The organism is Streptomyces ambofaciens ATCC 23877 (assembly GCF_001267885.1).
GTDB lineage: Bacteria > Actinomycetota > Actinomycetes > Streptomycetales > Streptomycetaceae > Streptomyces > Streptomyces ambofaciens.
In genome coordinates this window covers 4,309,643-4,323,533 of record NZ_CP012382.1, presented here as the reverse complement: position 1 = coordinate 4,323,533, position 13,891 = coordinate 4,309,643, and the positions used below count along the sequence as shown (strand labels likewise).

General features: G+C 66.9%; 14 protein-coding genes. 7 read left to right on the top strand and 7 right to left on the bottom strand.

Going from position 1 to position 13,891, the window contains the following annotated elements; all coding sequences use genetic code 11:
* Positions 1-130 precede the first annotated feature (130 nt).
* Positions 131-910: a GntR family transcriptional regulator gene (locus SAM23877_RS19275; protein WP_032488565.1), complete on the bottom strand. Its 780-nt coding sequence runs from the start codon at positions 908-910 to the stop codon at positions 131-133.
* Positions 911-928: 18 nt separating this feature from the next.
* Here SAM23877_RS19275 and SAM23877_RS19270 point away from each other — a divergent pair, with 18 nt between their 5' ends.
* Positions 929-1,393, top strand: a complete 465-nt coding sequence (locus tag SAM23877_RS19270) for an NUDIX hydrolase (protein WP_032488566.1) — start codon at positions 929-931, stop codon at positions 1,391-1,393.
* 330 nt (positions 1,394-1,723) lie between these two features.
* On the opposite strand, the gene SAM23877_RS39670 is transcribed toward SAM23877_RS19270, so the two are convergent.
* The gene (locus SAM23877_RS39670; protein WP_159041992.1) at positions 1,724-2,446 is read right to left on the bottom strand and encodes a hypothetical protein; all 723 of its coding nucleotides are present in this window, start codon (positions 2,444-2,446) and stop codon (positions 1,724-1,726) included.
* A gap of 128 nt (positions 2,447-2,574) precedes the next feature.
* Between SAM23877_RS39670 and SAM23877_RS39665 the strand changes: the two genes are divergently transcribed.
* A complete protein-coding gene (locus SAM23877_RS39665) occupies positions 2,575-3,378 on the top strand; it encodes a hypothetical protein (protein ID WP_159041991.1) in 804 nt (267 codons plus the stop codon).
* A gap of 187 nt (positions 3,379-3,565) precedes the next feature.
* On the opposite strand, the gene SAM23877_RS19265 is transcribed toward SAM23877_RS39665, so the two are convergent.
* The 5 genes from SAM23877_RS19265 to SAM23877_RS41320 form a co-directional block, all read right to left on the bottom strand.
* Entirely contained in the window at positions 3,566-3,844 is a 279-nt protein-coding gene (locus SAM23877_RS19265; protein WP_053134667.1) for a hypothetical protein, read from the bottom strand.
* Between the two features lie 367 nt (positions 3,845-4,211).
* Positions 4,212-4,868, bottom strand: a complete 657-nt coding sequence (locus SAM23877_RS19260) for a hypothetical protein (RefSeq protein WP_159041990.1) — start codon at positions 4,866-4,868, stop codon at positions 4,212-4,214.
* Between the two features lie 616 nt (positions 4,869-5,484).
* The gene (locus SAM23877_RS19255; protein WP_053134660.1) at positions 5,485-6,987 is read right to left on the bottom strand and encodes a LacI family DNA-binding transcriptional regulator; all 1,503 of its coding nucleotides are present in this window, start codon (positions 6,985-6,987) and stop codon (positions 5,485-5,487) included.
* 48 nt (positions 6,988-7,035) lie between these two features.
* Entirely contained in the window at positions 7,036-7,416 is a 381-nt protein-coding gene (locus tag SAM23877_RS41325) for a helix-turn-helix domain-containing protein (RefSeq protein ID WP_079030748.1), read from the bottom strand.
* 74 nt (positions 7,417-7,490) lie between these two features.
* A complete protein-coding gene (locus SAM23877_RS41320) occupies positions 7,491-8,030 on the bottom strand; it encodes a helix-turn-helix domain-containing protein (protein WP_244902967.1) in 540 nt (179 codons plus the stop codon).
* 202 nt (positions 8,031-8,232) lie between these two features.
* Between SAM23877_RS41320 and SAM23877_RS19245 the strand changes: the two genes are divergently transcribed.
* The 5 genes from SAM23877_RS19245 to SAM23877_RS19225 all read left to right on the top strand — a co-directional run bounded on the left by SAM23877_RS19245 (position 8,233) and on the right by SAM23877_RS19225 (position 13,646).
* The gene (locus tag SAM23877_RS19245; RefSeq protein ID WP_053142644.1) at positions 8,233-9,153 is read left to right on the top strand and encodes a hypothetical protein; all 921 of its coding nucleotides are present in this window, start codon (positions 8,233-8,235) and stop codon (positions 9,151-9,153) included.
* Positions 9,150-9,848: an ATP-binding protein gene (locus SAM23877_RS19240; protein ID WP_053134657.1), complete on the top strand. Its 699-nt coding sequence runs from the start codon at positions 9,150-9,152 to the stop codon at positions 9,846-9,848. The genes SAM23877_RS19245 and SAM23877_RS19240 overlap by 4 nt, the downstream gene beginning before the upstream one ends.
* A gap of 84 nt (positions 9,849-9,932) precedes the next feature.
* Entirely contained in the window at positions 9,933-11,264 is a 1,332-nt protein-coding gene (locus SAM23877_RS19235) for a hypothetical protein (protein WP_174532234.1), read from the top strand.
* A 32-nt stretch (positions 11,265-11,296) separates the two neighbouring features.
* The gene (locus SAM23877_RS19230; protein WP_053134654.1) at positions 11,297-11,935 is read left to right on the top strand and encodes a MobC family plasmid mobilization relaxosome protein; all 639 of its coding nucleotides are present in this window, start codon (positions 11,297-11,299) and stop codon (positions 11,933-11,935) included.
* 1 nt (position 11,936) lies between these two features.
* Entirely contained in the window at positions 11,937-13,646 is a 1,710-nt protein-coding gene (locus SAM23877_RS19225; protein ID WP_053134650.1) for a relaxase/mobilization nuclease domain-containing protein, read from the top strand.
* Positions 13,647-13,891: the final 245 nt, after the last annotated feature.

Here is a 13,891-nt window from a genome sequence, read left to right as displayed (position 1 = left end):
CTCCTCTATAGAGGCTGGACTCCGTCACTCATGTATATGAGTGACATGAAGAAGAGTACACCACTCCTATACATGAGTCAACCCGCCGCGACAGAGAACTCGCGACGGGCTGTGAGGAGTTGAGCGGTCGTCAGTCGGCTGCTGGGATCCGGTACTCGAAAACGAACTGGTCAGCGGCCATGAGGGTGTCGCAGACCTCGACGACGAGCCCGGCCGTGGTGCGGGCTTCCCGGATCAGGTGAACGACCGGGGCGCCTGGGCTGAGAGCCAGTTCGGTGGCTTCCGCCTTAGAGGCCGGCCGTGCTTGCAGCGTCTCGACGAACTCGGCGAACTCGTGCCCGTGGTCTTCGAGTCGGGCGTAGATGCCACCGCCGCCGGGGTTCTCGGCGAACAGCTCGGGGATGTCCTTGACGACGTCCCACGGGAGGTAGGAGGAGGCGGTCTCGACCGGGGTGCCGTTGCGGAAGTAGAGGCGCCGCCGGGCGAGCACCTGAGTGCCGGCGGGGACGCCCAGTCGCTGGGCGGCGTCCGCGGGGGCCTCCATGGGGCCGATGTAGAGGACGCTCACCTTGGCCGTGGCTCCGGACTGCGCGGACTCGGCGAGGTAGGCGGCCTTGCCGCCCTGGCGGAGCGAGCGCCGGAAGCGGTCGGAGGAGCGGTGCCGTACCGGCGGCCGGTCCTTCACGATCGAGCCTTTGCCGTGCCGGGTCTCGACGAGTCCGCTCGCTCGCACCTCGACCATGGCCTTGCGGATTGTGCCGCCGGACACGCCGTAGCGATCGACGAGCTCCGATTCACTTGGCACCATGTCGCCGGGCTTGAGGACACCAGCCCGGATCTGCTGCACGATCTCGTCCGCGATCTGCACGTATCGAGGCCCCGACCTGCCCCCTTCTACCGTGGTTCCCATAGTCCTTCTCTGCCTCCTATGCTCCTGTACATGAGTCAACCACAGGAAGCCACGTCGCCGCCGCTGCACTCCGTATCCGTTGCTGGAGTGGTGGTGCGCGAAGACGGGCGTCTCCTGGCGATCCGCCGAGCCGACAACGGCACCTGGGAGCTCCCCGGCGGTGTACTCGAACTGGACGAGACCCCGGAGACCGGCGTAGCCCGCGAAGTCTGGGAAGAGACAGGCATCCGCGTCGAGGTCGACGAGCTCACCGGCGTCTACAAGAACACCACCCGAGGCATCGTGGCCCTGGTCTTCCGGTGCAAGCCGTCCGGCGGGGTCGAGCGCACGTCCAGCGAGTCGACGGCTGTCTCGTGGCTCACGCCCGACGAAGTCAGCGAGCGCATGGCCGAGGTCTACGCGATCAGGCTCTTGGACGCCCTAGACGGAGCTGGTCCCCACGTGCGGAGTCACGACGGCAAGCACCTCATCCCAGCGGGATAAGACTTTCTCTACTTCATCAAGGCCCGCGCACGGCGCGGGCGCGCGCCGCCTCTACGGCGCGGCCCGCCTCCTGTCTTCGCCCCGGCTGGCCGCGCCCGGCGGCGCGCTCGGCGGCTGCGGGCATGAAGTGGGGAGACACCCTCTGTGGCTGGGGCGGTCGGCTCCACGGCTTTAGGCAGCCACTTTGGGGCGAGCCTCTAAGATCTTGGCCCCAACGTCGTGCTTTAACGGGCAGGTCCACAGACTGCCCGACTCGCCATCAGCTTACGGGGCCAAGATCACTCGCCCCAAAGCAGCTCCAGCCCAAAGCCGCTCCGCCGACCTTCTCACTCACTCGACCTGCGGATCCCGGAGGAACGAGAGGAGACGGTACCCAAGACGTGAGAGCGCATATGCCTTGTATCGATCACCGAACGTTATACCGTTCGACGCGCTTTCTACTAGACCTAGAGACAACAGCTTCTGAAGGATCGCCGAGGCACCTTCCGTTAGCCCTGGATCCCTCTTGGAGACTTGATCGACGGACATTCCATAGCTCTGCCCATGAATCGGCTGCTCAGGGAGTTCCGGCAGAGGTTCAGCCTCTGACATGACGTGCATAAATCGAATATGGGGAGCATCTATGGATGATAGAGCCGTATGGACTAGCTCCATGATATCCAGTCTCGCTGGCGAGGGGTCGTCTACGGCCGCAGCAAGAGCAAGCGCCAAAGCCCGACGCTTCGCCTCTAGTGATATGTCTTGAGCCGAAAGGATCACCCTCCCAGCTAGCTCTAGAAGGCGTTCATCTTGCAAGAGAATGCCCGCCAAGTCTTCCTCTTTTATTCCGAGCGCACCAGCCGCCAGAAGAATTACTTCAGAACTCCGCTCCTGACGCTTTCGCGCAACCGTTTCCGAAAGCAGTCTCAGCCCGGTCGACAGTGCAGGTGTGGCCACAGCCCCCACAAGTGCACCCGCAGGCCCTCCCAAGACTGCGCCAGCGCCTGTCGCAACACCAGCTATGGCCGCTTGCGCAGCACCGTCAGATACCTGCCGCTTAGCTCTCTTAGTCACACCGGGACTCTACCGCCGCGGACTCCTGCACTCCATGGTCTCTAGCGCCTTGACCAACAGAGTCGATAAAGCTGCTACCGAAAGACCTACCACGTGCCATCATGTGGTCAGAGTCGAGGAGGATCGAGATGAGCACTTCAGTTTCGGATGCACTACTACACGACTATCAAGGGAGGTGCTGGTGGTGCGGAAATGAGGCAGATTCCAGAGAGCACCGCTACAAGAGGTCTGATGTTGTCCGAAACTTCCAGACGGACGTCTGGAAGGCAGGAGTTATACGCGTGAAGGGTGGATCCAGCCGTGAAGAATATATCCAGGGCGCTAATTCAGGAAAGCTAAAGTTCGCCAAAGTTCTTTGCGCACGCTGCAACAATGAACGCAGCCAGGCGTTCGACAGGGCCTATGACGTCTTCGCCGAGTACCTGCACACCGAGGAGGAGCTGATCGTATCCACTGGAGAAGTTCGCATGAGTGCGATATTCGGCACCAACTGGAGCGAGAGATCCTCAGACCTACTGAAGTACTTCGTTAAGCACGTATGCTGCCGATTGGCCGAAGACAGACTGCGCATCCCGGATGGTGTTGTTGATTTCCTGAACGACGCGCGGGCAGATTTGCCACACGTGCAAATGGAAATGAGCATAAACCTCTCGGTCCGCGAGATGGCCGCACACCTAAGAGATGTTCACGGAATTCACGGCGGCAGCCTCTGGTCTGGCCCTAATCAGGTTTGGCTCAATTCAACCAATACGGCCATCAGGTCCATAAGTAGCCACTTCGGAATTAACTGCTACTTCTTGGGCTATTCGTGCGACATGCGATCGGATTCCGGAGGACTGTCCCTCGACGGAGACCGGCTCGGAGTGCCTAGCTACAGGCCCGAGGGCTTGGAGGATGTGGACATGCGCGACATCTGCCGAGACTGCAAATAGTGACGGGAAGCCGTACCACACACAGAGCGCCCTCCCGGGCCGTCCTAGGGCCGTGGAAGGGCACTCAGCGTTGACCAACGCCGACAGCTACCGACGGCTCAGCAGCAGGTCAGGGCGTTGATCGATAGGGCGGCCGCAGGTCACGGCCGCGCGTGATCAGTTGTGGCTGAACTGAGTCGCAGCCAGCTCAGACCTCCTGTTCCTCGACCATGCCAATCGCGGAGGGGAACGAGTCCAGGAACTCACGCCGCGAAGGATCTTGCTCCCTCTCGGCCAGGTCCGCGAGCACATGCAAGAGTCGTTGGCGTTGGTCTGGGGACAGTTGCAGGAGCGCCCACCCCAGGCTCTCCATCATCTTCACCGCAGAGTCGGGATCCACTTCCTCATCCCCGCAGTTCTCCAGCCACCACACGACGTCGACGAGCAGGCCGGTGAGTGCCGGCACAAGCGGATCCCTGTCAGTCATGCGGGCAACTTAGCCGAGCCCTACGACACCGCCCGTGGGAAGGTGAGTGTCTAACTGCGTGACAACGCCAGCGCACAGCGGCGGACAACCGCGAGCACCCATGGACTGGCGCCGCAGGTGAGAAGCACACTGGCCCAAGGTCGAGCGCCCACCCAAGTTGCTTCGGGACGAAGAGGTCGTGGGTTCAAATCCCGCCACCCCGACAGTGAAACACCAGGTCAGGGGCCTGATCCGCTTTGCGGGTCGGGCCCCTTCTGGGTTTCTGGGGCACTCTTGGGAGCCATTTGGGAGCCGGACCCGAAAGAGGGATCAGTCCCCCTGCACAGCTCCACCGAGGGAACCGCCGTCACGTGTCGCTGCTCGGCTCCTACGCCCAGACGTCGTCATCCCAGCACCAGCAATCCTTCGGATCGCCAAGCGCATGCGGAACATCGACGCCCTCCCAAGGCACGGCGTGATCACGAAGGAAGTCCTCGGCCGCACTCATGGCTATCCACCGGACGGTATACGCCTCCTCCGCCTCCCGGTATGTTCCATCGTCGCCGTGAGCAGCCCAGCCCCAAGCACACCGATCTGGAAGGTATGTGATCTCGGCAACCCCGCCGTACCTTTCCACCGTGATCTTCTCTGGTTGCCCCGAGCCGTCGTCGACCGCGCCGGGCCACTTCTTACGCGCTGCCTGCTTGGAGATCCCCCAGGCAGATCCCAGATGGCCATAGGTAGCGCCCATTCCCCCGCCCATCAGCGCAGCCTCTGCGGCAAGCGCCTCAGCGGCTTCATGCACCCGCCGCAGGGCATGCAGGTAGGCGAGCTGCCAGTCTGCGAACAACTCCGCCATAGCAGAGGGTTCGTGTCCGTTGACCAGGCATTCCTGACCACGCGCCGAGATCCGACCCGCGATCTTGCAGGCAAGCTCCCTCAACTGGTCCTGCATCCAGGCTGCTTCGGCAGCATGAGGCGGACGCCACGGATCCGCCATGGCGTCCGAATCGAACCAGAACTCGTCATCGCTCACTGAACGCATGGGGACAACCGTAGTTGTCACAGCATGCCCGGTGAGGACATCCGTGATGGTCGCAACGGGCCCGTCGCAGAGCGGACTTCGAAAGTTTGATGTGCTCGGCTACTCGACTCGAAGCCACAGAGAGGAGAACAAAACTGCAGGTCACGCCCGCATGACCTGGCCTAGAGGAAGTGACCAGCCTCGACAGCAAGGCCGGAAAGCGGGCGGATTGACTTGCGGTGCTAAGTAGCAGCTGCTCGAAGGTGGGCGCGCTCGAATCACCGGGCAACCCACTTGCTTACGGTCGATATGCGCCGTAGGCCCGAAGAATCGGAGAGGCCATGGCCAAGCACCTCAACTCTCACGTGGTTCCTGACGCTCAAGCGGTCTACCAGTCAGAGCCGCCCTCACGCACGCCGGCCTTCGAGCTTCGTTGCGGCCCCTTGCACGTGACACTTGATCGCGCACCGCTCAAGTTGCTGGCACTCGGGAGCACGATGACGGCCGTTGCCATGGGAGCAGCGAACTGGTTGCGCTGAAAGCCGGTCAGGGAGTGCTCCGCTTACGGAGCACTCCCTGACCGGGTTCTCGTCGCTCGGGGCAATTGAGAGTCCCGAGCGACGAGCCCAGGTTCCTACTAGCGTGCGCGCAGTAGATCATCCAGCACACGCACCGGTGACGTCGGGCGCCTCGCGAGGCGAGCGTCGAGTGCCATCTCCCACTGCTCGGTGAGACCGAGCATGAGGCGCTTGCGCATGCCCAGTGGGACGTGGGCATAGCGCGCCGAGACCGAGCCGTCGATGTGGCCCATGCGCTCGTCCATGAGGACCTTCTCAGTGCCGAGGTCCTCCATCATCGTGCGGTGAGTGTGGCGTAGGCCGTGGGGTGTGAGGCCCTTGGCGATCGGGAGCCAGCAGGCGTCGGCCCGCTGACTCGCGCCGCGCCCGCGTGCCGGGATACCGGGCCACGGCTCACCGAGGATCGGCACCGGTCGGGCCTCCTGCGGTGCCTTCTTCGGGTACCAGCCGGAGACCGCCGGGGTGAACAGCCAGGTGCCGAAGCCGTTCCTGCGCCAGTGGGCCGCGTGCTCAGTGGTCGTGCCGCCCCGCACGAAACCGAGGTCGGCGATCGCCTGCTCGACGCGGACGCGGGTGTCCTCCCGCACGCGGTCGGGGTGGTTGAGGACGTTGGACACTGTCCCCGTGGACACCCCTGCGAAGCGTGCGACGTCAACGAGCTTCGCGCCCTGGTGGCCACCGGTGCGAGCGGCTCCCAGCCCCCGGAAGACGTAGGTCCTGCCGTGGCATGAGCAGGGCGCCGGCTTCGTGCGGGCGACGTGGTTGAAGACCAGGGCGGACAGCCAGTCCATCGAGTCGATGGTGCGGTAGCTGTCGTCCTTGGGCGGGCAGCGCACCAGTTCGCCGGTGTCCAGCTCATAGAGCTGCCACTCGACGCGGAAGGCACCGGGGCGGACGAACTCCGTTTCCAGGCCGACGATTTCGCCCCAGCGCATGCCGGTGTAGCCCTTGAGGACGACGGCGACGAACTCGTCGTCACGGCCGGAGAGCAAGGCAGCGCGCTCCGCGGTCAGCAGGATGCCGAGCGGGTCAGTGACCACCTTCTCCGGGCCACGGTCGCGGGAACGGCCGGCGCGCTTGCCGCGTCCGCGCCGTCTAGCAGCCGGGTTCGAGGTGATCAGGCCCTCGTCGATCGCGTCCTCGAAGATCAGGTGGAGCGTCGAGCGCCAGGTCTTGACGCTGGAGGCCGCGTAGACGGCCTTCTCCTTCTTCTCCCACAGGGCGACGTCCGTGCGCAGGATGCCGACAAGCGCCTTGTCCTCGAAGTCGGGGAGCAGGTGCTCCTCGATGTGGCGCTTGTAGTTCTGCATGGTCGAGGCGGCCAGGTCCTGGGTTTCGTACCAGCGGTTCGCGTACTCGCCGAAGGTCTCCTGGCCGAGTGCAGGGTCGCGCCAGTCGCCGCGCCGGTACTTGTTCTCGGCCTCGCTCGCGGCGCGCTGGGCCTCTCCCTTGGTTGCGAACCGGATCGCCTTGCCGTTGCCGTCGACCACCGTGAGGTGCTTGCCGGGCTCGGTCTTGTACCGGCCGCGCCAGTAGTTTCCGCGCTTCTCCGCGAAACCCAACTTCCGTCTTCCTCCCCTGCTCTCGGCTTGTGACTGGGCGCGGGCGCGCTACGCGACGGTCTCGTACTGGGTACGGCGCGGCGGTCGAGCCCGCAGACGCCCCGGCGTCGAGGCCGTAGTCGGCCCAGGAGGCCGGGCGGCACGAGTTCGTACCGCGGGAGGACTTGTCGCTGCCCGACTCGCCGACACGCTGCTGTCGGATCGCTTCGGGCGCTCTTCGTGGAGGCGGACGATCTCGGCGAGGTGCACGGCGGTGAAGCGGTAGGCGCGGCCGACGCGGGTGTGCGGGATGAGTCCGCGTCGGGCCCGGTCCTTGACCCACCAGGCGGAACAGCCGAGGGCTTCGGCGATTTCTTCAGGACGGTAGAGGCGGGGCAAGGGGGCTCCGCCCTCTGTGCCGGGAAGGCGTCGTACGAGGGCAGGGGGTATGTCGGAGTGGTGCAAGAAGGGCGGGTCCTTACTGGGTGGGAGCGTGCTCTGTCAGCGGCGCTGGGCGGGCCTCGTCACGTGGCGGTCGGCCTCTGCAGCAGCACGAGAGGCGAGACGAGGAGGGCTTCGGAGATCGCGACGAGGTCGTCTGCATCACATCGTCGTTGGGCGCGTTCGATGCGGGACAGCATGGTGTTGGACATCGGGTGGCCGAGGGCGGTGACGCGGTCGGCCAACTGGCGTTGTGACAGGCCGCGTTCGGTTCGGAGGATTTCGATGGTGCGGGCGCCTGAATTCCTGCAGGTCCGACTTCCAGTGAGCGTGGGGACATGACTCCAATTGAAAGGTGCATTCGCCGGTTTGGGTAACCGGCGATCATGGTCTATGTTGCGCTCGCGTCGTTCGCCGAGATGCGGTTCCCGGAAGGTCGGGAAGGGGCGCGGAACAGTGTGCCGATCATGGCTTTGACGTGGGGTGTTGTGTTGTAGCTTCCCCGTCTGCGGCTCGTCAACGGCTTGCCGATGTGATGCTTCTGGCTCTGCAGTTCGGGCAACTATTTGGTCAACAGCGGATCGTGCCTTACGGTTTTGCTCCCGCCCGCCACCGAGCCCCATTTCTCGCGGCCTTTCTGCCGTGAGAGATTGCGCCGGATAGGGCTGGACTTGCGCGACTGGGGTGTGGCTATGTTGACGACACCCCCGGAAACGCAATCGCTTCCCGGCGCGCGCCCGCGCCAGCACCCCCTCGAATCCCGCCCCGACCGACGGTGAGCCGTGATGTCCACGCACAGGCCACCGAGTGAGGACCGCCCCGCACTTGGCACGAATCCGCACCATCAAGCCCGAAGCTTTCGTCTCCGAGTCCCTGGCCGCCGTCTCCCTGACTGCCGAGCGCACCTTCCTCGGCCTACTCACACAGGCCGACGACCAGGGCCGCCACCGCGACCACGCCGCGATCATCGCCGGGCAGTTGTGGGTGCTGCGCCCCGAGCACACCCCGTCCGATGTCGAGACGGACCTCACCCAGCTCGCCGACGCCGGACTGATCTGCCGCTACAAGGGGCCGGATCACAAGCGGTACCTGCACGTCGTGACCTGGCACCAGCATCAGAAGATCAACCGGCCCAGCAAGAGCCGCCTCCCTGCCTGCCCGATTCACGACGCTTCGGTCGCTGCCGCTCCCGCCATGAGCGCCAGTGTCACGGAATCCTCACTACCGTCTCACGGAGTCTTCGGTGAGGGCTCCGGCGAGTCCCGTGAGTCCGCCCTGAATCCGAGGCGTGATAGCGAAACCGCAGGTGAGGAGCGCGTCACGAAGTCCTCCGTGACGGATCAGGGAGCGCTCCATGAAGCAGCAGTGGCGTCTCACCGTCCGGATCTAGGACCTAGGACCGTGGATCTAGGAGATATCCCTTCGGGGGGCGCAAGCGCCCACGCGCCCGACAGCGTCTCGGCCAAGCAGCTCCTTGGTGAGTACGTCGCCGCTTGCAATCACCGCCCGCCGGGTGCCTTCCTGAACCATCTCGGCGGTCAGGTGCGCAAGCTGCTCGACGAGGGCATCGCTCCCGCCCACCTCCGGGCCGCCCTCGAACGCCACCGGGTCAAGGGCCTGTCCCCGGGCGTCCTGCCCAGCCTCGTCCACGAGGTCATGAACGCCGCATCCCCCACCGCACCCGCCGCCCACCGAGCGTGGACGAACCCCACCGACGTCGTCGCCGCCTACGGAGATGAGCTCTGACCGCCACCCTCACCCGCGCACCCCAGCCCGTCGGCGCGATCACCGACCGGCTCAACACGATCCTCACCAACCGCGGCATCGACCCCACCACAACTGCCGCCCACGAGCCGCCGCCCGAGACCGTCACCGCCCTGGAACTCGCCGACGCCCGCATCTCCGCCCGCTATCGCCGCGCCCTGGCCGACCACCCCCAGATCACCGCCTGGGCCGACCAGATCGCCCGCGCCGGGCGCCCCGGCCCGAGCGGACCCGGCATCGCCGAGGGCCCCTCGCTGCTGATCGCCGGTCCCACCGGCACGGGCAAGACCCACCAGGCGTACGGCGCCGTACGCGCCCTCCTCACCCGGGGCGTCCGCCTGCGCTGGGAGGCCACCACCTCCGCCGACTTGCACGCGCGCCTCCGCCCCCGCGCCGGCCACGACGCCGAACGGGACCTGCAGACGCTGGCCCGCTGCCCGCTGCTGCTCCTGGACGACCTCGGCACGGCCAAGACCAGCGAGTGGACCGAGGAGCTGACCTACCGGCTGATCAACCACCGGTACGAGCACATGCTCCCCACCCTCATCACCACCAACCTCCCCACCGCCGAGCTGCGCACCGCGCTCGGCGACCGCGTCGCCTCCCGCCTCGCCGAGATGACCGAGCGGGTCATCCTCACCGGACCCGACCGCCGCCGTACCTCGCCCACCGCCTGAACGGCGCGCGCTCCCTCCTCACCACCCCGCCCGTCCGCGCTTCCGCATGCCCTCGAACGCGTGGACCCCTTGGAGAGCCTCTGCATGACACCTGGCACCACCACACTCACCAACGCCAACGACCTCGGCATGCCCGCCTTGCCGCACTGGCTCCCGGCGCCTGCAGCCATGGCCGCCCTGTTCGTCGTCGCGCTGTCCGCCACATGGTCCCTGCAGCGGTACCTACGGAAGCCGAGCGCTGGACAGCGCCGTAGAACCGCCGCGATCCCGGTCGCCGCCGTCGCCGCGATCGGCTGCACCGCCTACAGCGCGGACACCAGCTGGCGCTTCGCCGCCGACTACCTCGACATGGGCAGCACCACCGAGCGCGCCGCGATGTTCGCCGCCGCCGAACTCGCCCTGTTCGCCACCGCGCTCATGGCCCGGCAGAACCTCAACGGCCCGAAGCAGGCGCCTGGCGCGCCCGGCACTCTTACCTGGGTAATCACCGGCGTGCAGATCGTGCCTGCCTACGCCGAGTCCGGCCTGGTCGGCGGAACTGTGCGGGCCGTCTTCGGCCCGGTCCTGGCGGCCGTGCTCTGGCACCTGGCCATGGGCATCGAACTGCGCCACCGCAGCCCGCACGCCGACTCCCGCAGCCTGACCGCCATCCTCACCCGACAAGCACGCGAACGGCTGCTGGCTCGTCTGGGGATTACCGACCGGGACGCCGATGCCGCCCGGATCATCCGCGACCGCGCCCTCGACCGGGCCGTCACCCTGATCCTCCGGGTAGAGATCATGCCGCCCGACAAGCACACCAAGTGGCGAGGCCGGCGCCTCACCCGCCGCCTGTACCAGGCGCTGGAGCAGGCCGATGTCGACCGCGATGAACGCCAGGACGAGCTGCTGCTGCGCAAGCTCGCCACCCGCCAACAGGTCGCTGCCCTGGCCTCCAAGCCATTGCCCGCGCGGTGGCCCGAACCAGCCGCGCGTACGAGGGGCAGCTCCGCGACGGCCCGCCCGCGGGCCACGGCAAGAGAGCGGACAGAAATTTCGGGCCGCCCGCCCTCCAAGGTCGCGGGCGATGACGCCGCCGACCGGGCAGCCCGTCCCCAGCCCGAAAACCGCCCGCGACAGTCAGTCCACACCACCGTCGGCCCAGAACGAGAACCGGGCGATGAACTGCCGGGCAGCGGCCAAAGCCCAGCCTGGCGGGCGGAGTCGAAGCGTCCGGGCTCCAAACCGCGCGCGACACGGGACCTCCTCCACAAGTACGCCGGTGACCTCTACCGCGAGCACGGACGTCTCTCCCGTGACCTGCTGGAGGAAGCCGTGCGCAAGGACGGCTACAGCGTGGCCAGCGACACCGCCGGCGAGGTGGTCCGCACCGTCAAGGCCGAGCTGCCGACGGCGCCCGTCGGCCACCCGCACTGAGACCACCCCCAACGCCCAAGGACAACCACTCAATGCACGACTCGCACAACGAACTCCCCACTCCCCAGGAGGAGATGATCACCGGCCTCGACAGCGCAGCAAGCAATGGCGATGGACCGTCCATAGGCCGGTCCATCGCGGACCCCTCCGCCCCGGGGGTGGCGGAGGAGCAGCTCCGGCACGAGGGCGTGCCGGAACAGGAGCGAGTGGTCGCCGGCGAGCAGCCGCGCGATCCCTCCGTTGGGGCCACGCAGCGTGCGCCGTACCGCCGCGCGAACCTCGATGCGCAGCGCTCCGAGCACGTCACCGCGCGCTTCGCGCCGCACGAGAAGCACGACATCCAGTCGTCGGCGAAGACCGCTCACGTGACCATGGCCCGCTACATTGCTGACGCCACCATGGCTCGCGTCCGCGGTGAGATCACCGTCGCTGCCGAGCGCACGGTCTACGACGATGCGGTCGACGAGCTCGCCGCTATGCGGGCGCAGATCGCCCGGATCGGCAACAACGTCAACCAGATCGCCCGCCGCCTCAATGCGGACGGCGATCCACACCCTGTGGACGCCGCGATCCTCCACCGGGCGGACCGCCTGCTCACCACCGTCCACGACACGATCCGGGCAATCGACGACGCCGCCTTCCGGGCAGCCGGGCAGAAGTGGGCGGTCTGAGGTGATCGCGAACATCGTCAAGCCGGGCAACCACACGTATGGCGTGCTGGCCTACCTCTTCGACAAAGGCCGCGCCAACGAACACACCGACCAGCACATCGTCTCCTCCTGGGACGACTTCGGCCCCGACCCCGGCCCCTGGGACAGCCCTGGCCACAAGCAAAGGCTCGGCCAGCTCACCCAGGCCCTGGATCTGCGGGTCAAGCAAGCCGGCGACAAGGCACCTGAGGGACACGTGTGGCACTGCTCGATCCGCGCCGCGCCCGAGGACCGCATCCTCACCGACGCCGAGTGGGCCACCATCGCCCGGCGCGTGCTGCACGCGACCGGCATCGCACCCGACGGCGATCCGGACGGCTGCCGGTGGGTTGCTGTGCGTCACGCGGAGGACCACATCCACATCGTCGCCACCAAGGTGCGCGGTGATCTGCGCCCGCCGCGGAACTGGAACGACTACCGCCGCGCCATGAACGAACTCACAGCCGTCGAGGAAGACTTCGGCCTCACCCGGGTTGCACGTGGTCCCGAAGCTGCTGCTGGCACCTCGGCGGTGAAGCGCTCCACCCGGGCCGAGGAGGAGAAGGCCAAGCGACTGGGCCACGACAAGACCGCGCGTGAGCGGCTGCGGCACGCCGTGCGTACCGCACTGTCCCACGCGAAGGATCTGGATGAGTTCTTCAACCTGCTCGCCGATGCCGGCCTTCAGGTCGAGACCCGCACCCTGCCCTCCGGTGACCTTCAGGGCTACAAGGTCGCTCTGCCCGACGACGGCACGCCCATCTGGTTCTCCGGCTCCAGCCTCGCCACCGACCTGTCCCTCCCCCAGGTCCGACAGCGCCTTGCCGCCGCCGAGGCACAGCCCACCGCAGCCTCATCAGCTCGCCCTCACCGCCCCAGCCCGTGGCACGTGGCCACCGCTGCCGCCGAACGCATCCCCCACCACCTCGCCCGCGCCGACGACGGCGCCGTTCAGGCCCACCTGACCGTCTTCGGCGAAGTCCTCTACGCGCTACCCGCCCATGCTCCTGTCCGACTCCAGGCCGAACTCCACCGTGCGGCTGCCGCCTTCGAACACGCCGCCCATACCCGCGCCCGCGCCGATCACCAGCACGCCCGCGCACTGCGTGGCGCGCTGAAGGCCATGCGCTACCAGCACACGGACCACACCGGGCTCGCCATACTCTTGGACGCCGCGATCCTCGTCGTCCTCGCAGTCCAGCGCCACAGCGCACTGCACCACCACGACCGGCAGGTGGCCGCCGCCCGGCAAACGCTCACCCGACTGCAAGCCGCCTACGACGAGATAGCCCCCACCAGCCTCGCCGTACTCGCTGGGCGCCGCCCTTCCAAGGGCACCGTCCACCGGTACGCCCGCACCCTGCACGAGGTCCTGCCCTCCCATGCCGGACAGATCCTCACCGAGACTGCCTGGCCCGCACTCACCGCCACCCTCGCTGCCGCCGAAGCCGCTGGCCACAACCCGGCCACCGTCCTCCAGCAGGCAGCCCAGCACCGCCCCTTGGAGGATGCCAAGTCAGCATCCGAAGTCCTCGTCTGGCGCATCCAACGCCTCGGCAACCGGCACGCACCCGGCCCCGGCGCACGAACCGCGCAGGCCCGCCGCCTTCGCACTCAGGCCGCCCCACAGACCGATTCAGGGCTCCCGGGCGCGTTCACGCCGCCCACATCCCACGCCGGACGCCCGCGCTGAGCCGGAGCGTCTGGCGCGGGCCACGAGGAACGACACCACGCGCAGCCACGGACCGGTGCGAAGCCGACAGATCGTAGCTGCACATCCCCGGTTACCGAAACCGGGGGTTCTCCGGAACCTATGTGTTGCCCACCGCCCCATCCCTCACAACACGGAGCGCCCCCGTTCCTCGAGCCCAGTGATCTCGCGTAGTGGAGGGCGTCATCGATCTGGCCACGGGAATTGCCAGTGGCGCCGACAGGGAT